This window comes from Streptomyces sp. NPDC088554 (genome assembly GCF_044752945.1).
GTDB lineage: Bacteria > Actinomycetota > Actinomycetes > Streptomycetales > Streptomycetaceae > Streptomyces.
Map to the genome: position 1 here is coordinate 10,841 of NZ_JBIVMF010000036.1, position 26,581 is coordinate 37,421.

At 70.8% G+C, this 26,581-nt stretch carries 22 protein-coding genes and 4 pseudogenes; 12 read left to right on the forward strand and 14 right to left on the reverse strand.

Going from position 1 to position 26,581, the window contains the following annotated elements:
- Positions 1–102: 102 nt before the first annotated feature.
- Positions 103–2,988, forward strand: coding sequence for an aminomethyl-transferring glycine dehydrogenase (gcvP, locus tag ACIP8W_RS28950; protein ID WP_401958183.1), 2,886 nt, complete (start codon positions 103–105; stop codon positions 2,986–2,988).
- A gap of 95 nt (positions 2,989–3,083) precedes the next feature.
- Here gcvP and ACIP8W_RS28955 read toward each other — a convergent pair whose 3' ends face one another.
- Positions 3,084–3,290 carry a DUF5999 family protein gene (locus ACIP8W_RS28955; RefSeq protein WP_401958185.1) on the reverse strand — a complete coding sequence of 69 codons (207 nt, stop codon included), beginning with the start codon at positions 3,288–3,290 and terminating at the stop codon, positions 3,084–3,086.
- A 340-nt stretch (positions 3,291–3,630) separates the two neighbouring features.
- Positions 3,631–4,248, reverse strand: coding sequence for a hypothetical protein (locus tag ACIP8W_RS28960; protein ID WP_401958188.1), 618 nt, complete (start codon positions 4,246–4,248; stop codon positions 3,631–3,633).
- A gap of 514 nt (positions 4,249–4,762) precedes the next feature.
- Between ACIP8W_RS28960 and ACIP8W_RS28965 the strand changes: the two genes are divergently transcribed.
- Positions 4,763–6,286 (forward strand): glutamate--cysteine ligase, encoded by a 1,524-nt coding sequence (locus ACIP8W_RS28965; protein WP_402205333.1) that lies wholly within the window; start codon positions 4,763–4,765, stop codon positions 6,284–6,286.
- Positions 6,287–6,978: 692 nt separating this feature from the next.
- A complete protein-coding gene (locus ACIP8W_RS28970; protein ID WP_401958192.1) occupies positions 6,979–7,800 on the forward strand; it encodes a CPBP family intramembrane glutamic endopeptidase in 822 nt (273 codons plus the stop codon).
- Positions 7,801–7,813: 13 nt separating this feature from the next.
- Here the strand turns inward: ACIP8W_RS28970 and ACIP8W_RS28975 are convergent, their stop codons facing one another.
- From ACIP8W_RS28975 to ACIP8W_RS28985, 3 genes are all read right to left on the reverse strand, one after another.
- Positions 7,814–8,635: a PhzF family phenazine biosynthesis protein gene (locus ACIP8W_RS28975; protein ID WP_402205335.1), complete on the reverse strand. Its 822-nt coding sequence runs from the start codon at positions 8,633–8,635 to the stop codon at positions 7,814–7,816.
- A gap of 194 nt (positions 8,636–8,829) precedes the next feature.
- The gene (locus ACIP8W_RS28980; protein WP_401958197.1) at positions 8,830–9,291 is read right to left on the reverse strand and encodes a PaaI family thioesterase; all 462 of its coding nucleotides are present in this window, start codon (positions 9,289–9,291) and stop codon (positions 8,830–8,832) included.
- 26 nt (positions 9,292–9,317) lie between these two features.
- Positions 9,318–9,935, reverse strand: coding sequence for a LysE family translocator (locus tag ACIP8W_RS28985; protein ID WP_401958199.1), 618 nt, complete (start codon positions 9,933–9,935; stop codon positions 9,318–9,320).
- A 113-nt stretch (positions 9,936–10,048) separates the two neighbouring features.
- Here ACIP8W_RS28985 and ACIP8W_RS28990 point away from each other — a divergent pair, with 113 nt between their 5' ends.
- The 8 genes and pseudogenes from ACIP8W_RS28990 (at position 10,049) to ACIP8W_RS29025 (ending at position 18,688) form a co-directional block, all read left to right on the forward strand.
- Positions 10,049–10,501, forward strand: a complete 453-nt coding sequence (locus tag ACIP8W_RS28990) for an Lrp/AsnC family transcriptional regulator (protein ID WP_401958201.1) — start codon at positions 10,049–10,051, stop codon at positions 10,499–10,501.
- Positions 10,502–10,646: 145 nt separating this feature from the next.
- Positions 10,647–10,907, forward strand: coding sequence for a hypothetical protein (locus tag ACIP8W_RS28995; RefSeq protein ID WP_402205338.1), 261 nt, complete (start codon positions 10,647–10,649; stop codon positions 10,905–10,907).
- A 102-nt stretch (positions 10,908–11,009) separates the two neighbouring features.
- Positions 11,010–11,759, forward strand: a complete 750-nt coding sequence (locus ACIP8W_RS29000) for a TnsA-like heteromeric transposase endonuclease subunit (RefSeq protein WP_402205340.1) — start codon at positions 11,010–11,012, stop codon at positions 11,757–11,759.
- Positions 11,756–13,843, forward strand: a complete 2,088-nt coding sequence (locus ACIP8W_RS29005; protein WP_402205342.1) for a Mu transposase C-terminal domain-containing protein — start codon at positions 11,756–11,758, stop codon at positions 13,841–13,843. Before ACIP8W_RS29000 ends, ACIP8W_RS29005 begins: the two co-directional genes overlap by 4 nt.
- Before the next feature lie 5 nt (positions 13,844–13,848).
- Positions 13,849–14,880, forward strand: coding sequence for a TniB family NTP-binding protein (locus tag ACIP8W_RS29010; protein WP_402205351.1), 1,032 nt, complete (start codon positions 13,849–13,851; stop codon positions 14,878–14,880).
- 1,420 nt (positions 14,881–16,300) lie between these two features.
- Positions 16,301–16,894: a PadR family transcriptional regulator gene (locus tag ACIP8W_RS29015; RefSeq protein ID WP_402205344.1), complete on the forward strand. Its 594-nt coding sequence runs from the start codon at positions 16,301–16,303 to the stop codon at positions 16,892–16,894.
- 143 nt (positions 16,895–17,037) lie between these two features.
- Positions 17,038–17,600, forward strand: a pseudogene (locus ACIP8W_RS29020) (peptidase).
- A gap of 89 nt (positions 17,601–17,689) precedes the next feature.
- Positions 17,690–18,688 (forward strand): EamA family transporter, encoded by a 999-nt coding sequence (locus tag ACIP8W_RS29025; RefSeq protein ID WP_401958207.1) that lies wholly within the window; start codon positions 17,690–17,692, stop codon positions 18,686–18,688.
- Between the two features lie 503 nt (positions 18,689–19,191).
- Here the strand turns inward: ACIP8W_RS29025 and bla are convergent.
- The 3 genes and pseudogenes from bla to ACIP8W_RS29040 form a co-directional block, all read right to left on the reverse strand.
- Positions 19,192–20,130, reverse strand: coding sequence for a class A beta-lactamase (gene bla, locus ACIP8W_RS29030; RefSeq protein ID WP_401958210.1), 939 nt, complete (start codon positions 20,128–20,130; stop codon positions 19,192–19,194).
- Between the two features lie 262 nt (positions 20,131–20,392).
- Entirely contained in the window at positions 20,393–20,875 is a 483-nt protein-coding gene (locus tag ACIP8W_RS29035) for a hypothetical protein (protein WP_401958213.1), read from the reverse strand.
- 152 nt (positions 20,876–21,027) lie between these two features.
- Positions 21,028–21,498: pseudogene (locus ACIP8W_RS29040) on the reverse strand (pyridoxamine 5'-phosphate oxidase family protein); the annotation flags it as partial.
- Position 21,499: 1 nt separating this feature from the next.
- Between ACIP8W_RS29040 and ACIP8W_RS29045 the strand changes: the two are divergent.
- Positions 21,500–21,748, forward strand: a pseudogene (locus tag ACIP8W_RS29045) (GntR family transcriptional regulator); the annotation flags it as partial.
- On the opposite strand, the pseudogene ACIP8W_RS29050 reads toward ACIP8W_RS29045, so the two are convergent.
- From ACIP8W_RS29050 to modA, 6 genes and pseudogenes are all read right to left on the reverse strand, one after another.
- A pseudogene (locus tag ACIP8W_RS29050) lies at positions 21,739–22,278 on the reverse strand (DMT family transporter); the annotation flags it as partial. The pseudogenes ACIP8W_RS29045 and ACIP8W_RS29050 sit on opposite strands and share 10 nt — an antisense overlap.
- A 24-nt stretch (positions 22,279–22,302) precedes the next feature.
- Positions 22,303–22,770 (reverse strand): Rieske (2Fe-2S) protein, encoded by a 468-nt coding sequence (locus ACIP8W_RS29055; protein ID WP_401958215.1) that lies wholly within the window; start codon positions 22,768–22,770, stop codon positions 22,303–22,305.
- Between the two features lie 74 nt (positions 22,771–22,844).
- The gene (locus tag ACIP8W_RS29060) at positions 22,845–23,057 is read right to left on the reverse strand and encodes a hypothetical protein (RefSeq protein ID WP_402205346.1); all 213 of its coding nucleotides are present in this window, start codon (positions 23,055–23,057) and stop codon (positions 22,845–22,847) included.
- A 165-nt stretch (positions 23,058–23,222) separates the two neighbouring features.
- Complete coding sequence (locus ACIP8W_RS29065; RefSeq protein ID WP_402205348.1) at positions 23,223–24,359, reverse strand: ABC transporter ATP-binding protein; 1,137 nt, start codon at positions 24,357–24,359, stop codon at positions 23,223–23,225.
- Positions 24,356–25,222, reverse strand: a complete 867-nt coding sequence (gene modB, locus ACIP8W_RS29070; protein ID WP_402149488.1) for a molybdate ABC transporter permease subunit — start codon at positions 25,220–25,222, stop codon at positions 24,356–24,358. Before modB ends, ACIP8W_RS29065 begins: the two co-directional genes overlap by 4 nt.
- The gene (modA, locus tag ACIP8W_RS29075) at positions 25,219–26,046 is read right to left on the reverse strand and encodes a molybdate ABC transporter substrate-binding protein (protein WP_401947460.1); all 828 of its coding nucleotides are present in this window, start codon (positions 26,044–26,046) and stop codon (positions 25,219–25,221) included. The genes modB and modA overlap by 4 nt, the downstream gene beginning before the upstream one ends.
- Positions 26,047–26,581: the final 535 nt, after the last annotated feature.

Below are 26,581 nucleotides of genomic sequence, written 5' to 3' on the forward strand. Positions count from 1 at the left end.
CGGCCCGGTGAAACTCTCAGGTCAGATGACAGAGGGGGAGGCCGTCCGGGCACCCGCGTCCTGGTGCCCCTCGCAGGTCATGCTGACCAGGAGGCCTCCGTAATGAACGCCCACCGCACTCCGCTCTCCCAGCTGGAGCGAGGCATCCCCTTCGAGCGGCGCCACATCGGCCCCGACACCGGGGCGCAGGCGAAGATGCTGGCGCAGGTCGGCTACGGCTCGCTCGACGAGCTGACCGCCGCCGCCGTGCCCGATGTGATCAGGAGCGCCGAGGCGCTGCGGCTCCCCGAGGCCCGTACCGAGGCCGAGGTCCTGGCCGAGCTGCGCGCGCTCGCCGACCGCAACCAGGTGCTCGCGCCGATGATCGGGCTCGGGTACCACGGCACCTTCACACCGCCCGTGATCCTGCGCAACGTCATGGAGAACCCCGCCTGGTACACGGCCTACACGCCGTACCAGCCGGAGATCTCGCAGGGCCGGCTGGAGGCCCTGCTGAACTTCCAGACCATGGTGGCCGAGCTGTCCGGCCTGCCCACCTCCGGCGCCTCCCTGCTCGACGAGGGCACGGCGGCGGCCGAGGCGATGGCGCTGTCCCGCCGCGTCGGCAAGGTCAAGGGCGGTGTCTTCCTGATCGACGCGGACACGCTGCCGCAGACCATCGCCGTGATCGAGACCCGCGCCGAGCCGACCGGGGTCGAGGTCGTCGTCGCGGACCTGAGCGGGGGCATCCCGGACGAGGTCGCCGAGCGGGGCGTCTTCGGCGTGCTGCTCCAGTACCCGGGCGCCTCCGGGGCCGTACGGGACATCAGGGCCGTGGTCGAGCGGGCGCACGGCCTCGGTGCCGTCGTCACCGTCGCCGCCGATCTGCTCGCGCTGACGCTGCTCACCTCGCCCGGCGAGCTGGGCGCGGACATCGCGGTCGGCACCACCCAGCGCTTCGGCGTGCCGATGGGCTTCGGCGGACCGCACGCCGGATACATGGCCGTACGCGAGAAGTTCGCGCGCAGCCTGCCCGGCCGGCTGGTCGGGGTCTCCGTGGACGCCGACGGCAACAAGGCGTACCGGCTGGCGCTCCAGACCCGTGAGCAGCACATCCGCCGCGAGAAGGCCACCAGCAACATCTGCACCGCGCAGGTGCTGCTCGCCGTCATGGCCGGGATGTACGCGGTCTACCACGGCCCGCAGGGGCTGCGCTCCATCGCCCGGCGCACGCACCGGTACGCGGCGGTGCTCGCCGGCGGGCTGCGGGCGGGCGGGGTGGAGGTCGTCCACGGCTCGTACTTCGACACGTTGACCCTCCGGGTCCCCGGCAGGGCCGCCGAGGTGGTCGCCGCCGCCAGGGCGGGCGGGGTCAACCTCCGTCAGGTCGACGCCGATCTGGTCTCCCTCGCCTGCGACGAGACGACCGGGCGCGCCCAACTGGCGGCCGTGTGGAGCGCCTTCGGGGTCGAGGGCGATGTCGAGACACTGGACGGGACGACCGAGGACGCCCTGCCGACGGAGCTGCTGCGGACCGACGAGTATCTGACGCATCCGGTCTTCCACCAGCACCGCTCCGAGACGTCGATGCTGCGCTATCTGCGCCGGCTCGCCGACCGTGACTACGCGCTGGACCGGGGCATGATCCCGCTCGGCTCCTGCACCATGAAGCTGAACGCGACCACCGAGATGGAGCCGGTCACCTGGCCCGAGTTCGGCGCGCTGCACCCCTTCGCCCCGGCCGAGCAGGCGGGCGGCTATCTGACGCTGATCCGCGAGCTGGAGGAGCGGCTCGCCGAGGTCACCGGGTACGACGCGGTGTCCCTCCAGCCCAACGCCGGTTCGCAGGGCGAGCTGGCCGGACTGCTCGCCGTACGGGCGTACCACCGGGCCAACGGCGACACCGGGCGTACGGTCTGTCTCATCCCGTCCTCGGCGCACGGCACGAACGCGGCGAGCGCGGTGATGGCCGGGATGAAGGTCGTCGTCGTCAAGACGCGCGAGGACGGCGACGTCGATGTCGAGGACCTGCACGCCAAGATCGAGCAGTACGGCCCCGAGCTGGCCGTCCTGATGGTCACCTACCCGTCCACGCACGGGGTGTTCGAGGAGCACATCGGCGACATCTGCGCGGCCGTGCACGACGCGGGCGGCCAGGTGTACGTGGACGGCGCCAACCTCAACGCGCTGGTGGGGCTGGCCAGGCCGGGCCGGTTCGGCTCGGACGTGTCCCATCTGAACCTGCACAAGACGTTCTGCATCCCGCACGGCGGTGGCGGCCCCGGGGTCGGTCCGGTCGGGGTGCGGGCCCACCTCGCCCCGTACCTCCCCAACCACCCCCTGCAGTCGGCGGCCGGGCCCGCGACGGGGGTGGGGCCGATCTCGGCGGCGCCGTGGGGCTCCGCAGGCATCCTGCCGATCTCCTGGGCGTACGTACGGCTGATGGGCGGCGAGGGGCTCAAGCGGGCGACGCAGGTCGCCGTGCTCGCCGCCAACTACATCGCCAAGCGGCTGGAGCCGCACTACCCGGTGCTCTACACCGGTCCGAACGGGCTGGTCGCGCACGAGTGCATCGTCGATCTGCGCCCGCTGTCCAAGGCCACCGGCGTCAGCGTCGACGACATCGCGAAGCGGCTGATCGACTACGGCTTCCACGCGCCGACGATGTCGTTCCCCGTCGCGGGGACGCTGATGATCGAGCCCACGGAGAGCGAGGACCTGGCCGAGATCGACCGTTTCTGCGAGGCGATGATCGCGATTCGCGCGGAGATCGAGAAGGTCGGCTCGGGCGAGTGGCCCGCGGACGACAACCCGCTCTGTCACGCGCCGCACACGGCGGCCGCGCTGGGCGGCGCGTGGGAGCACGCGTACAGCCGCGCCGAGGCGGTCTTCCCCGCCGGTGTCACGGCCGCGGACAAGTACTGGCCGCCGGTCCGCCGTATCGACGGCGCGTTCGGCGACCGTAATCTGGTCTGCTCCTGCCCGCCGCTGGAGGCGTACGAGCACTGATCAGGGCAGGCCGATCCCGGCCGACGGGCCGGGGACATACGTGGGGGCCGGTGCGGAGGATGTTCTCCGGGCCGGCCCCTTTTTCGCGGGCGGTGTCAGGCCGCCGTCGCCACCTGCTCGGGCCGCAGCGGCCGGTGCGGGGCGATGATCTTTCCGTCGGGCAGCAGTTCGCCGGTGTCCTCGAAGAGGAGAACGCCGTTGCACAGCAGACTCCAGCCCTGCTCCGGGTGGTGCGCCATCAGTCGTGCGGCATCGCGGTCGGCGGAGTCGGCTGTCGGGCAGACTGGCTGGTGCTGGCACATGGGTGGGTTCTTTCGCTGTGTCGTAGTGAGTGTCCCGCGGCTCGATGTGGTCATGGCCGCCCCCCGTATCTCTCTGGTCCGGTCCTAGTGTTGCCCTACGGACGGTAATCCGCAGGTATTTCGCGGCAGAGCTTTCCTTTGCTTAAGGACGTGTCACCCGGCCGGACGGTTCAGCTCAACTTGGCTGTCTTTCCGGGTGGTTAGGGGTGGCCCGACCGGGCTAGTCCGGATGGTCAGAGGAGTGCCCCGCGGCTGTCGGGGCCGCGGGGCACGGAAGGACCGGTCAAGACGGTAGGGCGGGCGGGCGTACGGAGTGGTTCCGGCGGGTGTACGGAGCCGTTCAGGCCGGTGTACGGAGCAGTGGGGGCGGGGCGAGCCGCAGCCCGATCATCGGCAGCAGCTCGGCGACCCGGTGCGGACGGTGTGCGGCGATGCCCGGGGGAGCGGGAGCGAGGGGCACCAGGATGTCGGCGGCGGCGGGGGAGCCCGTGGACGCGTCGGCCCCCGTGTCCCCGTGCAGCCAGAGCGTGAGCATGTACAGCTCGGGCACCGACAGCAGCCGTGGCTGGTACGCCGTCGACAGGCTCTCGGCCTGGCGCAGCGCGCGCTCCGTGGCGGCGAGGTAGGGGCCCTCGAAGAAGCGCGAGAAGGTCCAGCCGTCTGCGGTGAGCATGGTGTCGGCGGCGGCCACGGCACGGTCGCCGCTGTGGATCAGGAAGCGCCAGCCGGCCAGCCGGGTCCGGGGGACGCGGCCGTCGGCCTCGGACGTACCGGCGGCCGGGGCGGCCGGGGCGAGCAGGTCGAGAACATGGACGGGAAGAGGGTTCTCCGGGCTCAGCGGTCCCTGGACGGACTGGAGAGCGGGGGTGCGTGGATCGCGCACGGCGGTAGGGGAACTGAGTGCCGCGAGAACGCTGCGCAGGGCGGGCGCTGGGGCCGGGGGTACATGCAGCGGCATGGTGGGTTGCCTCTCACTCAGGAGACAGGGTGACGCGTGAGGTGGTTCGTGTGCCGGTGACCGGTGCGAACATCGCAGTCGGTGTACGTGGTCAGAGGCGGGCCTCGGGGCGGTATGGCCGGACGCCTGCTCTCTGCCTCGCAGCCGAGTTTATACGACACGTGTTCACGCCATGTTTCTTCTAGCCGTCCCGGATATTGCGGGCAAGGCGGTATTGAGTCCATCTCTCGCGCGTCTTCTCCCGATGAACGGTGAACGCACGGTGCTGGCCTGGTGCGATTGGCCGAGTGGGGACGGCTGAAACTCATCGGCGTTTTCCGTTGCGGGTCGGGCAGTCGTCAGGGAACGCCACGCCATGCCGAAGGAATGTGCCGTACGGCCGTGGGTCGCCGCCCTACCGGGGGGAGTCGGCCAACGGGTCGGCGGAACGTTACGGATCACTCGGTGTGGGCATTATCGATCGTGACGCGAGCGGCCGCTGCCGCGGGCTGCCCACTCGAGGAGGGAAACTTCGATGGGGGAGAAGGTCGAAGCGGACGGTTGCGACCGGTCCGATCGGCAGAAATACCGCAGGAAGCTCCAGCAGTGCCTGACGGTGCTGGAGCGGCTCCTGGCGGACGAGAGGTTCGATCAGCCCAAGAATCTGATGGGCCTGGAGATCGAGTTGAATCTCGCGGGCTCCGACGGGATGCCCCGCATGATGAATGCGGAGGTCCTGAAGCGCATCGCGAGCGGTGATTTCCAGACCGAACTCGGAATGTTCAACATGGAAGTAAATGTGGCGCCGCATCGGCTGGGCGGCCGTGTTCTCGATCAACTCGCGGAGGAACTGCGAACCGGCCTCGGATATGCGCACCGTAAAGCGACCGAGGTCGACGCGGGCATCGTGATGATCGGAATTCTTCCGACGCTCACCCAGCAGGACGCGGTCACCGCCAATATCTCGGACGTCCACCGCTACACACTTCTCAACGAGCAGATGGTCGCGGCCAGGGGCGAGGATTTCACCCTGGACATCGAGGGGGTGGAACGGCTCACCTGTACATCGACGTCGATCACCCCCGAGGCCGCCTGTACCTCCGTACAACTGCACCTCCAGGTCACGCCCGACCGCTTCGCCGATGTGTGGAACGCGGCCCAGTGCGTGGCGTCCGTGCAGGTGGCACTCGGTGCCAATGCGCCGTTCCTGTTCGGCCACGAGCTGTGGCGGGAGTCCCGGCCGCCGCTCTTCGAACAGGCCACCGACACCCGGCCGCCGGAGCTGAAGGCACAGGGGGTGCGCCCCAGGACCTGGTTCGGGGAGCGCTGGATCAGCTCCGCGTACGAGCTGTTCGAGGAGAACCTGCGCTACTTCCCCCCGCTGCTGCCGATCTGCGACGACGAGGACCCGCTGCGGATCCTCGACAGCGGCGGGGTGCCCGACCTCCAGGAGCTGGCGCTGCACAACGGTACGGTCTACCGCTGGAACCGGCCGGTGTACGAGGTGGCGGGCGGCGTCCCGCATCTGCGCGTCGAGAACCGTGTCCTGCCCGCGGGCCCCACGGTCACCGATGTGATCGCCAACGCCGCCTTCTACTACGGGCTGGTACGGGCGCTGGCCGAGGACAGCCGGCCGGTATGGAGCCGGCTGTCCTTCGCCGAGGCCGAGGCGAACTTCGACACAGCCTGCCGCCATGGCATCGACGCCGAGCTGCGCTGGCCGCGCCCGGGGCGGGGCGGCGGGATCACCGCCGTTCCGGTCGTCAAGCTCGTACGTGACGAACTGCTGCCGCTCGCCGCGGCGGGGCTCGACGCGTGGCAGATCGAGCCCACGGACCGGGACTTCTACCTCGGGGTGATCGAGGAGCGGTGCAAGCGCCGGATGAACGGGGCCTCCTGGCAGGTGGAGACCTTCCACCGGGCGCTGGAGGCCGGGCTCGGGCGGGAGGCCGCGCTGGCCGCCACCACCCGCCGGTACTGCGAGCTGATGCACCGGGGCGAGCCGGTGCACACCTGGCCGGTGGGGTTCCCGGGGCGGTCCGACGGGGGCGCGCCATGAGCTGAGGAGGGGGCGGCGGTCAGCGGCTTCGGCTCTCTGGCCTCCGCCGGGTTCTTGGTGCCCAGCTCTCCGCCGGGTTCGTCGGGTCCTTCGCGTCAGCGTACGGACGGCCCGGTGGAGAGTGTGAGCGCGCGCAGGAGTACGGACGGGATGCCGCCGGGTCGGCCGGCGCTCGCAGCCGTGTGCGGTGGGTGACACCGCCCTGCACGGGGTCGCCCGGCCGGGCCGTCCGCTCCAGCCCGCGGCAGTCCTCGGCGCCGTCGAGCCGGGTGCTGAACTCCCACCGGCCGATGGGCGGTGACCCGGATGTCGCGACAGTGGCCGTCCGAGGTCACCCGGGAGAGCCGGGCCCGGCCGGCGATCTCGTCCAGCGTGGGGGCGATGTCCGAGGACGCGACGAGACGTGACTGCCTGGGGCCCTGCTGTACGACGAGGAGAAGGACAGCAGACCGCCGCGCGCGGCGAATGGGACCTGCCCGCGCGCCTCGCCCGTGCGTCGGGCAAGCTGTGACGTCCCATGACAGTGGTGCCCCTCCTTCTTCGTGAAGGGTGGGCAAAAGGCGGTGCGCCGGCACCGGGCTCCCGGCTCCCGGTGCTCTCGCGATCTCCGTACTCGCATGCGAGACCCTGACGGCACGGTGAAAGCCATGAGGCGGGATTGCTCAAGCGGGACGTGTGGGATCGCTCAACGGATGACTCAACTGGAGGCGGGTGTGCAGGCGGAGGCGGGGCGGGTGGACGGTTTCGGTTCACAGGAGGCCATCTCGCGCAGGACCTTGCGGTCCGAGACATTGCTCGTACTGGCGCTCTCGCTGGGCGCGAGCGGTGTGGGGGCGCTGATCAGATTCATCGGTTCGCTCACGGCGCCGCAGGCGCTGAACGAGCAGGCCGCCCGGCTCAACGCGTCGGCGGCGCCCGGCCGGCCGTGGCTCGATCTCGCGCTCCAGCTTTTCTACATCAGTACGGCCCTGGTGCCGGTCGCGCTCGTCGCGCATCTGCTGCTGAGGGAGGGCAGCGGGCTGCGGGACCTCGGCTTCGACCGCCGGTGGCCCGGGCGGGACCTGGGGCGCGGCACGCTGGTGGCGGCCGGTATCGGCAGTGCCGGGCTGGCGTTCTACCTGGTCATGCAGGCGGCGGGGTTCAATCTGACGGTGGAGCCGGAGTCCCTGCCGGACGTGTGGTGGAAGTTCCCGGTGCTGATCCTCTCCGCGGTGCAGAACTCCGTACTGGAAGAGGTCATCGTCGTCGGATATCTGCTGCGCAGGCTGGGGCAGCTGGGGTGGACGCCGATGGCCGCCCTGGTGGGCAGCTCGGTACTGCGTGGCTCGTACCACCTGTACCAGGGGATCGGCGGCTTCATCGGCAACATGGTGATGGGCGTGGTGTTCGTCTTCCTGTACCGGCGCTGGGGGCGGGTCGGTCCGCTGGTGGTGGCGCACGCGCTGCTCGATATCGGGGCGTTCGTCGGGTACGCGCTGCTGGCGGGGAAGGTGGACTGGCTGCCCACGCTGTAGCGGGCCCGCCGCGTCAGGGGGCGCTGAGCAGCTCGCCGTCGATGACCGTGACCGCCCGACCGGTGAGCAGGGTCCGCCCGCCGCGCAGTGCGGTGCGGACCAATCCGGTACGGGCGGAGCCCTGGCGGCCCGTCAGTTCCGTACGGCCGAACCGTGCCGACCAGTACGGGGCGAGCGCGGTGTGGGCGCTGCCGGTGACCGGGTCCTCGTCGATGCCGACCGCGGGGAAGAAACCGCGCGACACGAAGTCGTAGCCGAGAGCCGGGTCCTCGGCGGCGGCGGTGGCGATGACGCCGCGCCGGGAGAGCGCGGTCAGCGCGGGGAGATCGGGGGCAAGCGCGCGTACGGTCCGCTCGTCGGCCAGCTCCACCAGCAGGTCGCCGATGTGCTCCGAGGTGTCGTGCACCGCGGCGGGCTCGGCGCCCAGCGCAGCCGCCAGCCCCTCCGGGACCTCGACCGGCGTCAGGGACGAGGTCGGGAAGTCCAGGGTCAGGGAGGAATCCTCGTGCGCGACGGCGCCCAGGACCCCCGAACGGGTGGCGAAACGTATCGCGCCGGTGGCCTGCCCGGTGGAGTGCAGCACATGCGCGGTGGCCAGAGTGGCATGGCCGCACATGTCCACTTCGGTGGTCGGGGTGAGCCAGCGCAGCGCCCAGTCGGCGTCGCCACCGGGCGGCAGGGGGTGGGCGAAGGCGGTCTCCGAGAGATTCACCTCGGCGGCCACCCGCTGGAGCCAGCCGGTGTCGGGGAAGCTGTCGGTGTCGAGGAGCAGGACTCCGGCGGGGTTGCCGGTGAAGGGGCGGTCGGCGAAGGCGTCGACGATTCGGATGCGCATGGCCCGAGCGTAGGAGCCGGGCCGGCTACCCGGCCAAGGCCAATCGGGGAGCGGTGGCCTGATTGTGGATGGGTTCTGCTGTGGGCGGGGTACCCGCGCCGTCCGGACCTTCGGTGGTACGGGGTGGGGCGGCTCAGGAGCCGGTGGTGTGCGGCTCCTGAGCCGGTGCCCGGCAGGTGGCGGCTCCTCGGCCGCTACTTCCGCTGTTCGGATCCGGTCACACGCATCAGTGTCTGCTGGCCCGCTGCGACGAGCGTCCTCAAGTCGCCCTGGACGCCGAACACTTCCAGCCTGCACACGGTCAGGGTCCGGCCGGATTTCAGGACGGTCCCGATGGCCTCGATGTGATCGCCCACGGCGGGCGCCAGCAGATTCATCTTGTACTCCACGGTGAGCACCGCGGTGTTCTCGGGGAACAGTGTGAACGCCGCGTAGCCGCCCGCGCTGTCCGCGATGGCACTGGTCGCTCCCGCGTGGAAGTAGCCGTTCTGCTGGGTCACTTCGGGCCGGTGGGGGAGCGCGATGTGTACGCATCCGGGTGCGATGTGTGTCAGGCGGGCGCCGAGATGCTCCATCAGCCCCTGCCGTTCGAAACTGGTCCGGATACGCTCCCGTACCTCGGGACTCGCCTGTTCCTGTGGTGTCGGGTCTTCCATGTCTCTCTTCGTCTCTCCTTCGGGCGTCATCCGGCCAGGCGCTCGATGAGAAGAAACCCGCCGATGGCGATCATCATGGCGCCGCTGGCGCGGGTGACGGCACGTGCCGCCGCGGGCCTGGCCCGCAACACGGTACGGGCCAGCAGGCCCACGGTGAGATAGACGACGGCGCAGCTCGCCATGTGGAGGACGCCGAGCAGGCCGGTCTGGGCGGCGACGGGCCAGCCTGCCGTGGGGTCGATGAACTGGGGGAACAGGGAGAAGTACAGCAGCAGCGCCTTGGGGTTCAGGCCGCTGATCCCGGCGCCCTTCAGCATGACCCGCCAGCCGGAGGCGGCCATGGTCTCCGCGGCGGCGGTGGGGACGGCCGGACGCGCCAGTACGCCCCGGCCGAGCCACATCAGATAGCAGGCGCCGAGGACGGTCAGCGCGGTGAGCAGGTTCGGCGAACTCGCGACGACCACCACCAGACCGGCCACGGCGAGCAGGGTGTATCCGGCGTACCCGGCGACCAGTCCGGTGACCGCGGGGAGCACCGACCGGCTCCGCAGTCCTGCCGAGATGGCGTAGGCCCAGTCCGCGCCGGGTGTGAACACCAGCAGGAGGTCCACCGCCAGGAAAGCCGCCAGTGTGCTCATGTCCATGCTGGATTTATCCCTCTCACGTTCTCTGTCACAGAGGGAGATTAGATGCTTTTATGGCGAAAGTGTTTCTTTCTTTTTCTCGGATTCTGTGTTTTCCGGGGATAATCATCTCCATGGATGAGCTGGATCGAAAGATTCTTACCGAGGTACAGCAGGACGGTCGGCTGACGGTCACCGAGCTGGCCGCCCGGGTGAGCCTGAGCGTCTCGCCGTGTCACCGACGCCTGCGTGACCTGGAACGTACCGGCGCGATCCGTGGCTACCGCGCCGTCGTGGACCCTGTCGCCGTCGGTCTGGGCTTCGAGGCCCTGGTGTTCGTCACCCTGCGCTGGGAGGACCGTGACACCGTCGCCTCCTTCGAGCGGGCCGTGGCCGAGCTCCCGCATGTGGTACAGGCTCAGCGCCTGTTCGGCGAACCCGACTACCTGTTGCGTGTCGTGGCCGCCGATCTGGGGGGTTTCCAGCGGCTGTACGACCAGGAGCTGACCACTCTGCCGGGTGTCCAACGGCTGACCTCGACCATTGTCATGAAACATGTCGTCAGTGACCGTCCGCTGCCCGCGTAGCCGCGTCCAGGGTGTGGCCATGACGGGTCGCCCTTCGCGCGTCGCCGCCCTGACCGATGCCGCCGAAGCGATCCCGCCCGGAGCGATGCGCTGGCGCGGGACGCGCTGACGGCCATGCGGGCGGAGATACCCGACGCGTACGGGCTTGCGCTCCGCCGCGGCGCTCCTGGGCCGCGCCGTCGGCGAACCGGCCCGGCTGCTGACGGCCAGGGGCAACCGGCAGCTGTCCCGGGTGGAGCAGATCAAGCGGTTCAAGGTGATACCCGCGTACGGGGAGGGCGACGGCGACGAACTCACCGCCCCGCTGGAACCCGGACGGCGGAGGATCGCGGAGAAGTGCGCCACCGACATCGCCGCCCTGCCCGCCGACCCGCCCGCCGATGGCATCCGGCGGCCGGCCGCTTGACCTGTGACAGCGAACCTTGAGCGATTGCCAACGAAGATTGAGCGACGCTAGTTTGTGCCACTGAACTTTGAGTCGTCGGGCCTCGGTCATGGTTGGTGGCGGGTGGGAGAGTTAGCTCAGGCGCACGATTTGCGAGCGCTCTCGGCCTTTGAACTGGCCTTTCTTGATGGTGGCCGCCGTCGGCGTGAGTCGTTGAGGTCGAGTTGGGACGTGCGGTTCGAGGAGATCGAGCCGGTCCGCGAGTTCAGCTGGCGCAAGGAGGCCCGAGGGTTCGCGGGCTGGTACTACTCGACGACGCTTCGGGACCATGTCGGCTACGAGTCCTGGCTCGAGCGTGACCGGCTGGTGCTGCTGGACCGCGATCCGCAGGTCATCGGCATTGCCTCACAGCCGTTCTGGCTCCACTGGAGCGATCAGTCCGGTGGTCGTCGGCACGCTCCGGACTACTTCGTCCGTCTGGCCGATGGCCGGGCCCGCGTCGTCGACGTCCGCGCTGAGGACGACATGGACGACGTGACGAAGGATGCCTTCGCCGCGACTGAGGAAGCATGCAGGACGGTGGGATGGGAGTTCGACTGGGTGGGCCGGCCGGAGCCGGTGTTCATGGCCAACGTCCGCTGGCTGGCCCGTTTCCGGCGGGCTCGATGCGGTCATCCCGCCTGGATCGCGGAAGGGCTGCGAGAGGTGTTCCGCGAGCCGAAGCCGCTCTGGGACGGTGCGAAGGCGGTGGGTGACCGGTTGCAGGTCCTGCCGGTGCTGTTCCACCTGCTGTGGTCGGGCGTTCTGGTGACGGACCTGGTCACTGAGGTGATGGAGACTCACAGTCTTGTCTGGACGGAGGCGGTCACATGAGTGGACTGACTCGACCGCCGGGTCTCGCGGTGGGTCAGCGGATCCGGTTCGACGGCCAGGTCAGGGGGGTCCTCGAGATCACGGCCCAAGTGGTGATGCTGGAGGACGAGGAGTCCTCCCACCGGGTGGTCGCGCTGATCGACTTGTTCGAGGCAGCCGACTTCGAGGTCCTGTTCCAGTCCGAGCGTCGGCCTCTGCCCGCCGTGGGGCTGCTGGACGGGTTTCCCCCGGAGGCTGTGACGCTGGCCCTTTGGTGGGAGGGCCACATCCTGGAGGTGCTGCACGGGCTGGCGCCGGACGCGGAGCCCGGGGCCGAGCCGCGGCCCGGTTACGGGCCAGGGTCGTCGGTGACGTCTCGGGAGAAGGTGAAAGCGGCCGAGCTGACCGCGCTCGGGCACCAGGTCAGGCCCAGTACGGTCGCTTGGCGACGACGCCGCTACGTCGCGGACGGCCTGGTAGGGCTGGCCGATCACCGGCCGGTCCGCAAGCGCAAGGAGTTCGGGGAGGCGCCCGAGGAACTCGTGACCGCGATGCGGCAGGCCATCTCGGAAGGCGTCGACGCATCGACCCGCAACGGGGCCTACCTGATCTGGCGGACTTTGGAGATCCTGCGGAACACCGCAGATCAGGCGGCTGAAGAGGAGGTCGCGCTGCCGTCGCGGCGATCGCTCTACCGGCTGCTGGAGAAGCTCACGAAGGGCACCCACGCGACCGGTTCGGCCCGCACCCGCCGTTCGGTGGCACATGGGGCCAACGCTCCGTTCGGCCAGCTGACGGTGTCGGCGCCAGGCGAGGTCATGCAGATCGACTCCAGCCCGCTGGACGTGATGGTCCGCCTGGACAACGGGGTCGTCGGCAAGGTCGAGATCACAGGGATGATCGACGTCGCGACCAGGACGTTGTCGGCGGCGGTGCTGCGGCCGACGACGAAGTCGGTCGACGCGAGCATCCTGCTGGCCCGCACGGTCACCCCGGAATTGATGCGGCCTGGCTGGGTCGACGCACTGAAGATGTCCCGCTCGGTGCTGCCCCACCGCAGGCTGCTGGCCCTGGACGAACGGCTGGAGCACGCGGCTGCGAAGCCAGTGATCGTCCCAGAGAGCATCGTCTGCGACCACGGGAAGGTGTTCATCTCCCGCAACTTCCGCTCCTCCTGCCGCTTCCTGGAGATCGACTTCCAGCCCACCTTGAAGGGGGCGCCCTTCCAGAAGGGCCACATCGAGAAGATGCTGGACACCGTTTCCCTCCAGTTCGCCCAGTTCCTGCCGGGCTTCACCGGCCGTAACACCGACCGTCGCGGCCGCCGCCCCGAGGAAGAGAACCTGTGGTCCCTGCCCGAGCTGCAGGAACTGCTGGACGAGTGGATCGTCGCGCACTGGCAGAACCGTCCGCACGACGGCTTGCGTGACCCCGACCACCCCGGCCGGCTGTTCACGCCGAATCAGAAGTACGCCGCCCTAGTCGAAGCCAGCGGCTACGTTCCGGTCGCGCTCAGCGGCGACGACTATGTGGAGCTCCTGCCCGCGGCCTGGCGGGCTGTCAACTCCTACGGCATCAAGGTCAACAACCGCACCTACGACAGCCCCGAGCTCGGGCCGATGCGACGACGTGATTCCGGTGTCACGGCCAAGCGCGGGCTCTGGGAGGTTCACCGCGACCCCTACGACGCCTCCTACGTCTGGGTCCGCGACCACCGCGCGGGCGGCGGCTGGGTGAAGGCAACCTGGAAGCACTTGAACCGGGCCCCGGTCCCGTTCGGGGACCTGGCCTGGGACCACGTGAGCCATCAACTGCCCAAGGCCACCGAGGAAGAGCTCGCCCAGGCCGTCGCTGACCTGCTCGCCCGCGCACACGCCGGCCCCGCCCGGCCGCCTGAGAAGAAGCCCCGCAAGGCCAAAGCCGACAAGGCCGACCGCCGCGTCGCCGCCCGCACCAAGGCCGCAACCGCGGCAACGCCAGCGCCTCTCTTGGAGCCGCAGCACGAAGCCGCCCCGGAGGAGCCGGAAGAGGACGAGGACACGCTGGCCGAAGTGATCCCGCTCGGGCTCTTCGACCCGCTCGAGGACCCCTGGAAGCGCTTGTGACCACGATGACAGCCAACGCCGACAGCCCCGAGGACGACGGCTCCGGGGCCGACTTCGCCCAGCAGTTGACGCTGTTACCCGGGTGGCGCGCTTTCGTCGCGTCCTCGAAGAACGAACCTATGCCCCGGCTCACTCGGGACGAGTACGACACCTTGTCGAAGGAGGAACAGTACGACTACGACGAGGACCGGCTCGACCACCACGCCCGCCTCCAGGTCGTCGCGACCTCCACCGTCCGCAAGACGGTCACCTGCGGACAACGACTGACGATCCTGAACCGCGGGGCGATCAGCGCCCGCCGGGGCCTGATCGTCACCGGGCCGGCCAACACCGGCAAAACCATCGCGCTGACCCAGCTCGGTCTCACCCACGAACTCAAGGACCGTCGCCGACACCCCGGACAGGACGGACGGATCCCGGTCATCTACATCACCGTCCCACCCAAGGCGACACACCGGATGCTCGCGGCGGAACTCGCCCGCTTCCTCGGCCTGCCCGTCATGCGGAGCTCGAACGCCACTGACCTCACCGAGGCAGTGGTCGGCGTCTGCACCAAGGCCCGAAGCAGCCTGATCCTGGTCGACGAGATCCACAACATTTCGGGGCTGACCAGCAACGGCGCCGAGGTGTCAGACACACTAAAGTACTTCTCCGAGCGCATCCCCGCGACGTTCGCCTACGCGGGCATCGACGTCGAGAACTGCGGCCTGCTGGCCGGACTGCGGGGCGATCAGATCGCCGCCCGCTTCACCTCGGTCGACACCCACGCCTTCCCCTACAACCAGGAATGGAAGGCCCTGGTCGCACAGATGGAGGCCAACCTGCTGCTCCACCAGCACAAGCCTCGAACCCTCACCCGGCTCGACAGCTTCCTGCACACCCGCACCGGCGGCATGATCGGCACCCTCTCCCACCAGATCCGCGGAGCCGCCATCGACGCGATCCTTACCAGCAGCGAGAAGATCACCAGGGCTGGTCTGCTAGCCGTCGACCTGGACATCGCCTCCCGCCGCAAGCGGCCCGGCACCGACGGATGACGCCGCTGGCCTCGGACATCGGCGTCGCCCGTCTTCCGTTCAAGGTCCGCCCGCAACGCGGCGAAGGAGCCGCCTCGTTCATCACCCGCCTTGCCCAGGCGAACCATCTTCCTCCCGCCTACCTGCGGAAGTACCTCGCCGAACCGCCCCTGCACCAAGGCAGCCCTACTTGGCCCCGCCTCGCCGCGGCCGCCGGCCGAGATCCGGCCGAGCTTCAGCTGATCCTGAACACGGTCGAGTGCAAGGAATGCGGGGCCCCGATCCAGCGCAAGGCGAGCTTCGGCGCCAGGCCCCTTACCTGCTCACATGCCTGTCGGCAGAAGAGATACCGCAAGCGCTACCCCGCCAGCGAATGGCGCCGAGAACCCTGCCGGATCTGCGGAAAACTCATGAAGATGCAGATCGGACAGCGCCGCCCGCTCTGCTCATCGGCCTGCCGACGGACTGCCTACCTCGAACGACAGCAACGCAACCAGCAGACTGCCGAGGCGGCGCCTTCGAACCCGGAGGGTGACCCACCGACAGTCTGCCCGATCTGCGAGGGCCCTCTGGCACCAAGCACCACGAAACACCGCAGGCGCACGTGCTCGCAGCGCTGCCGCCAGCAGGCCTACCGCTGGAGAGTAAGACCACGTCGCCCACCCCACCAACCGACGCCGACGGCAAACCTTCCGGCTGCCTTCCCGTCCCCGGCATCAGTGCCCACGAGGTTCTGCGCGGAGTGCGGGCAACCTTTACCTCCCGGGCACGGACAGTCTCAGCGGCGCACCTGCTCTCAGCGCTGTCGCCAACGGCTCTATCGAAGGCGTGCAAGCCCGCCTCCCGAGCCACCATCGGCACCTGCGGCCGCACGCCCCACGGCTGGGGCGAGGGCTTACGCCCTCGCCCCAGCCCAAGGCCCGGACACGGCCCTGGACGCGAACTCGTACGTCACCCTGCCGCTTCAACTTTTCCCGACCACACGAACTTGCTCAGTCTGCGCAGGTCCACTACCCGCTGGACCGAACCAGGCTCAACGTCGCACCTGTTCACAGCGCTGCCGCCAGAAGGCCTACCGCAGGCGGACGACACAAATACTGATAGCGGGGCAAAGCCGCCAGTGATCACCCTCCACTGACACAACTTCGCACGCGGTCGTCCCTAACTGGCACAGAAGTGAGGCGATCACTCTTCGCCGGCAACCGCTCAACGTTCCCCGCCCCAGGCCACCGGATGACCTGGGGAGATCAATCTTCAGTGGCACAAACGGGTAAGCGCTCAATCTTCGCTGGCATAAACCAGCTCCCATCACTCTTCGCTGGCAATCACTCAACGTTCGCTGTCACGGATCACCGCTGACCGCGCCCGGCTCTTGCTCAACGAAACGTTCCGATATATCGTTGAGGCATCGCGACAGGTCAATGATGAAAGGAGCGTTGCGATGCGTCCACATGGATATGAGCAGGGGCCGGGGCCCGGCCATTGCGGGCCCGGTCAGCGTGGCCGGGGTGATTTCGAGGAGCGGCGAGGGGCCTTTGGGCCGTTCGGGCCGCCGTTTGGGGGGCCCTTCGGGGGGCGGGGCGGGGGGCGCGGTCGGGCGCGGCGTGGTGATGTGCGCGCGTCGATCCTCGCGCTGCTGAAGGACCGGCCCATGCACGGGTACGAGATGATCCAGGAGATCGGCGAGCGCAGCGGCGGGGCCTGGCGGCCCAGCCCCGGGTCGGTCTACCCGACGCTCCAGCTGCTGGAGGACGAGGGGCTGATCGCCAGTCGGAGCGAGGGCGGCAAGAAGCTGTTCACGCTCACCGAGGCCGGCGCCACCGAGGCCGAGTCGGGGCCGGAGGCCCCCTGGGAGGAGGCCGGACGGGGTGTCGACTGGGAGTCGATGAACGAGATACGGCAGGCCGGATTCGGGCTGATGGAGGCGTTCGGGCAGGTCTGGAAGACCGGTACGCCCGAGCAGCGCGCGAAGGCTCTCGCAGTGATCAACGACTCGCGCAAGAAGCTGTATCTGATCCTCGCCGACGAGGGGTGACCCGGTTCCGCCCCTCCGTCTCCTCCGTAAGGAGAGGCGGAACCCGGAAATACCACCTTCCGTCGGACCCGAAGACGCTCCGTACCGTGGATGCCCCGGACAGAGGGGGTGATGGGGCGGAGGGTGCGAACCCCCCGCCCCGGGTGCCCGGCAGCCCGTACCGAACAGTGTCGATGCCGTGCGGGCGCGTGCCGATGTGGAGGCGCGGCTCACCGCGGAGCCGGCCTCGGTCGTCGCGGGCGCCCGGAGAAGGGCGCACCGCGACGGGGACGCCCAGATCGCACGGCGGGTCTGCCGCACTCGCTGCTGGAGGCGGCCCCCGGGGTGGCGGACGCGTTCGAGGACGGTCGCCAGGTGGCCCGGGTGCTGGGCCATCTCGTGCAACGGAGCATTGGTCACGGGCTGCGCCGGCAGGGGAACGCGGATTCCGGAGCGGCGCCCATGGTGCGGGAGCCGGCCGTGACCGACTGGTCGCCTCCCGCCGTCACCGCGATGGCGGGCGCGCTGGACCGGGCGGTGCGGTGAGCCCCGGGCGGGCGGGCTCGGTCTGCCGGCCGCGCTCGCCTCCGACCGGGAGTGCCGGGCCGTCGAGGTGCTCGAACGGGCCGGTGTGGACACCCGGTCGCTGGCTGTACGGCTGTCCCGCGCCCAGGGGACGGGAGCGTGCCGTGAGCCCTCCGGGCCCGGCGGATACCGGTCGGTCTGATCGTCCCTCCGCCCACCCTCGATCCCCTTCGCCGTCTCGACAGGTGTCACCGGGATGGCGCTCCTGACGGCAGCTGTCATCATGGCGCCATGCACGCGTCTCGGGAGAAGAGTGTCGGTCTGGGCCTGGCCCTGTTGTCGGCGCTCGCGTTCGGTGGTTCGGGAGTGGCGGCCAAACCGCTGATCGAGGCGGGGCTCGATCCGCTCCAAGTGGTCTGGCTGCGGGTCGCGGGCGCGGCCGTGATCATGCTGCCGGTGGCCTGGCGCCACCGGACGCTGCTGTTGCGCAGGCCCGCGCTGCTCGCGGGGTTCGGTCTGTTCGCGGTGGCCGGTGTCCAGGCGTTCTACTTCGCCGCGATATCCCGAATACCCGTCGGGGTCGCGCTGCTCATCGAATATCTCGGTCCCGCGCTCGTCCTGCTGTGGGTGCGCTTCGTCCAGCGGCGGCATGTCACCCGCGCGGCCTGGGTCGGGGTCGTCCTGGCAGTGGGCGGGCTGGCCTGTGTGGTCGAGGTGTGGGCCGGGCTGAGCTTCGACCCCATCGGGGTGCTGCTCGGACTGGCCGCCGCAGGCTGCCAGGCGTGCTACTTCATCCTGGCCGACCAGGGCAGCGGGGGTAAGGACGCGGCCGATCCGCTGGGTGTGATCGCGTACGGACTGCTCGTCGGGGCCGCCGTACTGACGGTCGTCGCCCGTCCCTGGGGCATGGACTGGGCGCTGCTCGGCGGGAACGTCGGGATGGGCGGCTCGTCGGTGGCGGCCTGGCTGCTGCTGGGCTGGATCGTACTGATCGCGACCGTCCTCGCCTATACGACCGGGGTGATCTCCGTACGCAAGCTGTCCCCGCAGGTGGCGGGCGTGGTCGCCTGTCTGGAGGCGGTGGTGGCCACCGTACTGGCGTGGGTGCTGCTGCGGGAACACCTCTCGGCGCCGCAGATCACCGGGGGCGCGATGGTGCTCGTCGGCGCGTTCATCGCGCAGTCGTCGAAGCCGAAGGCGCCTTCCGGGCCGGTGGCGGGCAGTGCCACGGCCGTGGGTACGGGAGCGGGCGACCCGGCCCGGTTGCCCGTGGCGAACACCGCGCCGTAGCGCGCCGAGCACGCGGACCGTACTGCCGCCTCCCGCCGCCGGGCCGGGATCAGCAGGGTGGTGCGGGTGTCGCCGGGGCGATGACGATCGCGCCGTCGGACAGGAAGCGGACCGGTGCGTGGATGCCGTGGGCGGCCGCCTCGTCCGGACGGATCTCCTCCCCGGTCCGCCAGCGCGCCCCCAGGGCTCCGGGTCCACGGCGAACGTGCCCGGTTCCATGAGCGCCGGGAGCTGGATCCCGTTCCCGTACTTCTGATGGACGTGGGCCGACAGGGCGACCTGGGACAGCGGGGGCGGTCGGCTCGGTGCCGTACCCCGTACACGCGAAACGGATACATCTCCTCCGCCTGGGGAACAGAGGCATCGGCGCAGCCCGGCGGCTGTCGGCCCAGCGGTTTTCGGCGGGGCGTGGAGGGGCGGCGGGTGCTCGTCCTGGGACCTGGCCGGGCTCTGTACGGCGGGGTGGCCCGGGCGCGGGCGATCCTCCACCCGGGCCGCCGGGCCTACTCGCCGGGTGCCAGGACGCGGGCCAGGACGCGGGCCGTGTCGGCGATCAGCGCCTCGTCCACCGGTGCGTCCTGGGTGGCTTTCGTGGAGAGCACGGCCAGGACGACGGGTGTCTTCCGGGTCGTCCAGGCGACGCCGATGTCGTTGGCGGTGGCGTAGTCGCCGGTCCCCGTCTTGTCGCCGAGAACCCAACCACGCGGCAGTCCCGCTCCGAATCGCCCGGTGCTCGTGGTGTTCCCCTTCAGCCAGGTCAGGTACTGCTCGCGGGCGGTGTCGTCCAGGGCGCGGCCCAGCGTCAGCCGCTCGAAGCTCCGGCCGATGGCCTCGGGGGTCGTGGTGTCGCGCGGGTCGCCGGGGACGGCGGTGTTGAGGTCGGTCTCCCAGCGGTCGAGCCGGCTCACCCGGTCGCCGAGCGACCGGAAGAACCGGGTGAGGCCGGCCGGGCCGCCGAGCTGGCGCAACAGGAGGTTGCCCGCCGTGTTGTCGCTGTACTGGATCGTGGCCGCGCACAGGTCGCCCACCGACATGCCGGTGGCGAGGTGGTCCTGGGACTTCTGTGAGTTCGGCAGGATGTCGTGCGGAGGGTAGTGGATCACCTTGTCCAGCGGTGCGCAGTCGCCGTGGTCCCGCAGCACGGCCGCGGCGGCGAACGCCTTGAACGTCGAGCACATGGCGAACCGTTCCTCCGCGCGGTACGTCACGGTGAGGCCGGTCCGCGGATTGTGGCCGTACACACCGAGTCGCGCGCCGTACCGCTGCTCCAGGTCGCTCAACTCGGCCCCCATGTCCGCCCGCGTATCGGCCTGCGGATCCGCTGTTACGGCACCGGGCACCGCCGACGCGGCCGGTGCGCCTGTGGCGGCGGTGGCCACGGTGGCGATGGCGAGACCGGCCCGGATCAGGTGGCGGCGCGGCAGCGGGTTGGCACGGGTCATGTGCGGAGTTCTCCCAGGTCGTCCGTCGGCTTGCTCGATCTTCGACGGGACCAGCGAAGCAGGAGGGCTTCCCCCATGTCCAGGAGTGGAGCGGACATACGCACGTCTGTGACCGGCCGAAGGGAGAACGGGGGCGCCCCGCACGGTCTCCGGCAGTGCTGACGAGGGTCGACGCACACCCGGAGGCGTGCCCCGGACAGCCGTGCCCCGGACAGCCGTGGTGCGGGTCTGGCTGGCTACGGGGCACTGCCCGGGGCCGGGGTCAGAACGCGGGGTGGTCGTTCAGTTCGACGATCCGCAGGTCGCCGAGGCGGACGGTGTACCAGACCTCCTGGCTGCCGCTACCGGCCCAGAACTCGGTCAGCCGGACGGAGGCGTAGCCGTTCTCCGTCTTGACCTGCTGGGCCGACCAGCGCACCGGGACGTTCTGCGCGCGGAACACCGGGTCGGCGTCGTGCTCCTCGGCCCACCCGTCCAGCCGGAAGTTCAGATGCGGGGAGAGGAAACGGACGCGGACGGCCCGGGGGGTCTCGTCGCTCTGCCCGAGCACGGCGCGGCGGTACTCGTCGAGGAAGGTGGTCACCTGCCGGGTGGCCGGGGTGGCCGCCTCCTCCTCCGCCTGGGAGAGCGCGGGTGCGGCGACGGGCCCGGTGACGGCTTGGGCGGGGAGTGCGGACAGACCGCCCATCGCCAGCAGGACGACGGCTGCGGACAGGGCGGTGCGCAGGGCACGAGTACGAATCATGCAGGAATTGGATCATTTGTCACGGTGCAGGGGCTATCCACGAAATGGGTGTCTTTTCGTGGTCGGCGTCCGTGCTGCGCGGGCGCGTGGCACGGACGCCGCGCGCCCGCGGCCTCAGCCCGTGGTCGGTTCTCGGAGCGCGGCGAGACAGCCGGACAGGGGACGGACGGGTCGAGGTCGTCGGCCGGGACGGGGACGCCGTAGTGGTGGGTGACGGGTATGACGCCTGTCCAGTAGGGGAGTCCGAGGTCCTCGGGCTCGTCGTTCGGCCCGCCCGTACGGACCTTGGCGGAGACCTCGTCGAGGTCGAGGCGGATCACGGCGGTCGCCGCCGGCTCGCGGGCGTTGGCGGGGCGCGCGTCGTGGGAGCGGCCGGGGACGACCTGGTCGACGAGCGCGTCGAGGGCGGTACGCCGCTCGTCGGTGTCGGTCACCTGGCGGGCCACGCCGTGGACCACGACGGAGCGGTAGTTGATCGAGTGGTGGAAGGCGGAGCGCGCCGGCACCAGGGCGTCGACATGGGTCACCGTCACACAGACGGCCGGTCCGGGGTCGGTGGTGCCCGCCTCGCGCAGCGGGCGCGATCCGGTGGAACCGTGGAGGTAGAGGCGGTGGCCGACCCGGGCGCGACGGGGCGTCGTGGCGCACGGCCGCAGCGGGATGAATGTCTGGGTGCCGGTGTCGGACGAGACCAGCGTGGTGACCCGGCTGCTGCACGCGGGCCGGGCGGTCGCACCGGGGGCGCGGTTCCGGCCGGCCGCGCCCCAGGGCGTACGGCTGACGGTGTCGGAGCTGACGGACGACGACATCGGGCCGCTCGCCGACGCGATGGCCTCGGCGGCGGGCCCGGCGCGCGCGGGCGGCTACGGCTGAGCGGCCGTGGGCTTCTTCGCGCGGCTCTGGGTGAGGGCGGCCCCGGCGAGGATGATCAGCGCGCCGACCGGTGTGTTCCAGCTCAGCCGCTCGCCCAGCAGGGTGACTCCGGCCGCCGTGGCGATGACCGGGATGAAGTACGTGACCATCTGGCCGATCGTCGGGCCGACCTCGGCGACCACCCCGTACGGGAGCAGGACCGCCAGCCCGGTGCCGAGCACGATCACGGCCAGCAGCGGACCCACCGGGACCGAGGCCGGCAGTGTGGTGAACAGCGGTGTCACCAGGGCGAGTTGGAGCGTGCCGAGGAAGAGCTGGGCGCCGGTCGGCGAGAGCCGGGGACACGCTGTCGCCCGCCAGGTGCGGCGGATGTAGATCCAGCCGACCGGGTAGCTCAGCGAGGCCGGCAGGGCCAGCGCCGTACCGGTGAGATCCAGCCCGGAGAAGCCCTGCCAGGCGCCCAGCACGGTCAGTACCCCGAGGAAACCGACACCGAGCCCGGCGACGCGGCGGCGGGTGGGCCGCGGCTCGGGGTCTGAAGCCCGGGGCCGGACTCAGGCGAGGGTGATCGAGTCGTTCGCGACCTTGATCGAGGCGGCGGGCAGCGGTGTGGTCGCCGGGCCGGCCTTCACACTGCCGTCCGTCACACTGAACTGGCTGTTGTGACAGGGGCAGTGGATGACCCCGTCGGAGACCTTGTTCACGGCGCAGCCGCTGTGTGTGCACTTCGACGAGAACGCCTTGAACTCACCGGCCGCGGGCTGCGTGACCACGACGCCCTGGTCGGCGAAGACCTTGCCGCCGCCCTCCGGGATGTCGGAGGTCTTCGCGAGCACATCGCCCGTGGGGGCGGCGCCGTCCGCCGCGGAGGCCCCGGCCGCGGACGGTGTCGCGGCCGGGGCCTCCGCGGAATCGTCCGAGCCGCCGCATGCCACGAGCGTCGCTCCCAGACCGGCGGCGCCCGCCGCGGCCATCAGGGTCCGGCGGTTCACGATGCGCGCGGTCCCGTAGGTCTCCGTCATACCAAGCTCCCGTTCCACGGCCGGCTGTCGATCGGCCGGTTCGTAAAGAAGTACGAACAAGGCCGTCGAATCGTTCACGCGTCCGGGAAATTCCTGCCCCGGTCCCGCAGCCGCACCGGTACTGACCTGTGAGGCCGGGGGCGCGGCAGACGGCCGGCCCAGTGGCCCTTGAGCTGGTCGATGCGGACGGGGCCGCCGGTGGTGACGCCGCCGACCGCGACCCTGACGGACGCCATGGCGACGTCGGTGACCGTGCCGGGCAGCTGGTCGCGGAGGGACGGGCTCATGACGGAACGCCTCACGGGGAGAGCGCTGATGTGGCGCGCTATCGGTCCCGCCGCGGCCCACGGTGGTCGGGGTGGGCGGGATCGGCCGCCGCTCCCTCGCAGCCGCGACGGAGCGGGCGGGCGATGGCTCGCGGACCGTGAACGCGGCGTGGTCACGGAGCGTTCTCAGACGGGGTAGGCGTGGGTCTGCGCGGCCTTGACCGTCGCCCAGACGGCCGCGCCCGGGTGCAGATCGAGTTCGGCGGCGGCGACCGTGGTCAGATCCGCGGCGAGCGGCAGCTCTCCGGTGAGGTCCGCGCGGATCAGGTCGCCGTGGGTCTCCAGGCCGACGACCTCGCAGCGCCACAGATTGCGGGCGCTGGAGCCGGTCGGGCGGTCCCGGTGGAGGGTGACCGCGCTCGGCGGGAACGCCACGAAGACCGGGCCGGACAGGGCCTCCGTGGTGGTGACGGGCGCCCCGGCGGCGAGGCGCACGGCGTGGCCGTCGGCCTCGCCCCGGTAGAGGTTCAGGCCCACCAGCTGCGCGATGTAGTCCGTACGGGGATGGCGGGCGATGTCGGACGGGGCGCCCTCCTGGACGACCCGGCCGTCCTCGACGACGACCAGACGGTCGGCCAGCACCATCGCGTCCAGCGGATCATGGGTGACCAGGACGGCGACGGCCTCGAACTCGGCCAGATGGCGGCGGAGCTGGGCGCGGACCTCCAGGCGGGTGCGGGCGTCCAGCGCCGCCAGCGGCTCGTCGAGCAGCAGCAGGCGCGGGCGGGTGGCCAGCGCGCGGGCCAGGGCGACACGCTGGGCCTGGCCACCGGAGAGGCGGCGGGGCTTGGCGCCGGCGTGGTCCGCGAGGCCCAGGCGGTCGAGCCACTCGGCGGCCCGCGCGCGGGCCGCCGCCCTGCCGAAGCCGTGGCAGCGGGGGCCGAAGGCCACGTTGTCCAGGGCGGTCAGGTGCGGGAAGAGCAGATAGTCCTGGAAGACGACGCCGACCGGGCGGGACTCCGGTGGCGTACGTTCCAACGCCACGCCGTCCAGCCGCAGATGGCCGCCGGTGAGCGGGGTCAGACCGGCGAGGGCGCGCAGGGCGGTGGTCTTGCCGGCGCCGTTCGGGCCGAGCAGGGCGACCACCTCGCCCGGCGCTACGCGCAGCGCCACGTCGAGAAGGAAGGCGCCGCGGTCCACGACCAAGCGGGCGTCGAGCCCCTCCTCGGAGGCGGCGGCGCGGGCATCGGGGGCGGCGCGGAGGCCGGAAGCGTCGGCGCGGGCATCGCGGGCGGCAGGGGCGGTCTCGGGGGGCTCGGTCATCCCGCCGCCATCCAACGGTCGCGCAGGCCGGCCAGCACCGCGATGGACACGGCCAGCAGGACCAGACTGAGCGCTATGGCGGCCTCCGGGTCGCTCTGCAGGGCGAGGTACACGGCCAGCGGCATGGTCTGGGTGCGGCCGGGGAAGTTGCCCGCGAAGGTGATCGTCGCCCCGAACTCGCCCAGCGCCCGCGCCCACGCCAGTACGGCGCCCGCCGCGATGCCCGGCGCGATCAGCGGCAGCGTGACCCGGCGGAACGCGGTGAAGCGGGAGGCGCCCAGCGTGGCGGCGGCCTCCTCGAAACGCGGGTCGGCGGCGCGCAGGGTGCCCTCCACACTGATGACGAGGAACGGCATCGCCACGAACGCCTCGGCGATCACGACCCCGGCCGTGGTGAACGGCAGGGTGACCCCGAACCAGGAGTCCAGCCACTTCCCGACGATGCCGTTGCGGCCGAGCGCCATCAGCAGGGCCACACCGCCGACGACCGGCGGCAGGACGAGCGGCAGGGTGACGAGGGCCCGTACGACACCGCGTCCGGGGAACTCGACGCGCGCCAGCAGCCAGGCCAGCGGAACGCCGATCACCAGGCTCACGACGGTGGCCGCGGTGGCGCAGAGCAGCGACAGCCGGAGCGCCTGCCACACCTCGGCGCCGGTCAGCAACTCGGGCAGGCTGCGCCACGGAGCCCGTACGAGCAGGGCGAGCAGGGGGACGAGCAGGAACGCCAGCCCGATCAGCGCGGGCACCAGCAGCGGCAGCGGCACACCCCGGCCATGACCCGTCCGGACACGCCGGCGCCGCGGCCCACCCCGGAGGCCACCGGGGTGGGCCGCGGCGCCGGCCTTGCCGGGCGGGGTCACGGCTTGAGGAACCCGGCGGCGGTCAGGACCTGCTGGCCCTCGGCGGACCGCACCAGCGAGATGAACGCCGTGGCGGCATCGGTGTTCTTCGAGTCCTTGAGCCGGACGATCGGGTAGTCGTTGACGGCGTCGGCGGACTCGGGGAACTCCACGCCCTCCACCTTGTCACCCGCCGCGCGTACATCCGTCCGGTAGACGACGGCGGCGTCGGCCTCCTTGAGCTCGACCTTGGTCAGGGCGGCCTTGACGTCCTGTTCGTAGGAGACGGGGGTGAGCTTCAGCCTGCCGGTGTCGAGGGCCTTCTGGACGGCGGCGCCGCAGGGCACCTCCTTGTCGCAGAGCACGACCTTCAGCCCCGACCTGGTGAGGTCCTTCAAGGAGGAGATCTTGTCGGGGTTGCCCGGCAGGGTCACGATCTCCAGCTGGTTGCGGACGAAGGTGGCGGGCGTCCCGGAGGCGTCCCCCGCGTCCGTGACGATCTTCATCGTCTTGGGGCTGGCCGAGGCGAACACGTCCGCCGGGGCGCCGCCGGTGATGCTCGCGGCGAGGGAGTCGCTGCCGCCGAAGCTGAAGGTGACCTTCGTACCCGGGTGGGCCTGCTCGAACTCCTTGCCCAGCGTCGTGAAGCTCTCCTTCAGGGAGGCCGCGGCGAACACGGTCACCGTGCCGGACAGCTTGTCCGACGCGGCGGCGGACGCGGAGGGGTCCGCCTTCACCGGCGAGGAGCTGTCGGACGACGAACAGCCGCTCAGGGCCAGCAGGGCGGCGGCGCCCGCACCGGCCACTCCCAGGGTCCGACGGGTCCGGCGCGCGGTACGGGTCATCACGGGTCCACTCCCTCTGGTCCTGACGGACCATGTACGGTCTTTCGGCGACCACGTTGGTCGACTTGATCACGGCAATCGCCGGAACACCGGGTTCCGGCCTCAGTTTCTCGGCCGGCTCCCAATCGACCGGTGGCCACCGCCCGGAACGGTCCGGTCTGGATCTCCCTCCGCGCCGACATGTCTCCCAGGAGTACGTCGGCGACGATGGCGGAGAGCCGGTCGCGGGCCGAGGGGCCCGTGGACCTCGCTCCGCTCGGCGCATCTGCCGGGCGGAGGCCGCGGGGGCCGCCCCGGGGATGATCCGGCGGCCCGGCCCGGCCCGGCGCGTTCGGCGGTGCGTTTCCCGCCGTCGACCGCGCGCCTCACGGTGTCGGCGCTGACACCGAGCGGGGCGGCGGCATCCCCGATCCGGTAGGTGCGCACGCGCTGATGATAATGCCGCAGATGCGAGGAAAAAGTCTCCTGTTGCCTCGTACGAGCCGCAATGGTGATCTGCGGTGCCGGCATGTGCGTTTGTACGGGATGCGGAGCG

Bases quoted from the DNA above. Each gene is read 5' to 3' on its own strand.
- ACIP8W_RS28975 (WP_402205335.1), bottom strand. From the start codon at position 8,635: ATGCGCATCCGAATCGTCGACGCCTTCGCCGACCGCCCCTTCACCGGC.
- ACIP8W_RS28985 (WP_401958199.1), bottom strand. From the start codon at position 9,935: ATGGACATGAGCACACTGGCGGCTTTCCTGGCGGTGGACCTCCTGCTG.
- ACIP8W_RS28970 (WP_401958192.1), top strand. From the start codon at position 6,979: ATGACTCAACTGGAGGCGGGTGTGCAGGCGGAGGCGGGGCGGGTGGAC.
- ACIP8W_RS29025 (WP_401958207.1), top strand. From the start codon at position 17,690: ATGCACGCGTCTCGGGAGAAGAGTGTCGGTCTGGGCCTGGCCCTGTTG.
- ACIP8W_RS28990 (WP_401958201.1), top strand. From the start codon at position 10,049: ATGGATGAGCTGGATCGAAAGATTCTTACCGAGGTACAGCAGGACGGT.
- ACIP8W_RS29005 (WP_402205342.1), top strand. From the start codon at position 11,756: ATGAGTGGACTGACTCGACCGCCGGGTCTCGCGGTGGGTCAGCGGATC.
- ACIP8W_RS29060 (WP_402205346.1), bottom strand. From the start codon at position 23,057: ATGAGCCCGTCCCTCCGCGACCAGCTGCCCGGCACGGTCACCGACGTC.
- modA (WP_401947460.1), bottom strand. From the start codon at position 26,046: ATGACCCGTACCGCGCGCCGGACCCGTCGGACCCTGGGAGTGGCCGGT.
- ACIP8W_RS28980 (WP_401958197.1), bottom strand. From the start codon at position 9,291: ATGGAAGACCCGACACCACAGGAACAGGCGAGTCCCGAGGTACGGGAG.
- gcvP (WP_401958183.1), top strand. From the start codon at position 103: ATGAACGCCCACCGCACTCCGCTCTCCCAGCTGGAGCGAGGCATCCCC.
- ACIP8W_RS28965 (WP_402205333.1), top strand. From the start codon at position 4,763: ATGGGGGAGAAGGTCGAAGCGGACGGTTGCGACCGGTCCGATCGGCAG.
- ACIP8W_RS29010 (WP_402205351.1), top strand. From the start codon at position 13,849: ATGACAGCCAACGCCGACAGCCCCGAGGACGACGGCTCCGGGGCCGAC.
- ACIP8W_RS28960 (WP_401958188.1), bottom strand. From the start codon at position 4,248: ATGCCGCTGCATGTACCCCCGGCCCCAGCGCCCGCCCTGCGCAGCGTT.
- ACIP8W_RS29035 (WP_401958213.1), bottom strand. From the start codon at position 20,875: ATGATTCGTACTCGTGCCCTGCGCACCGCCCTGTCCGCAGCCGTCGTC.
- ACIP8W_RS29065 (WP_402205348.1), bottom strand. From the start codon at position 24,359: ATGACCGAGCCCCCCGAGACCGCCCCTGCCGCCCGCGATGCCCGCGCC.
- bla (WP_401958210.1), bottom strand. From the start codon at position 20,130: ATGACCCGTGCCAACCCGCTGCCGCGCCGCCACCTGATCCGGGCCGGT.
- ACIP8W_RS29015 (WP_402205344.1), top strand. From the start codon at position 16,301: ATGCGTCCACATGGATATGAGCAGGGGCCGGGGCCCGGCCATTGCGGG.
- ACIP8W_RS28955 (WP_401958185.1), bottom strand. From the start codon at position 3,290: ATGTGCCAGCACCAGCCAGTCTGCCCGACAGCCGACTCCGCCGACCGC.
- ACIP8W_RS29055 (WP_401958215.1), bottom strand. From the start codon at position 22,770: ATGACGGAGACCTACGGGACCGCGCGCATCGTGAACCGCCGGACCCTG.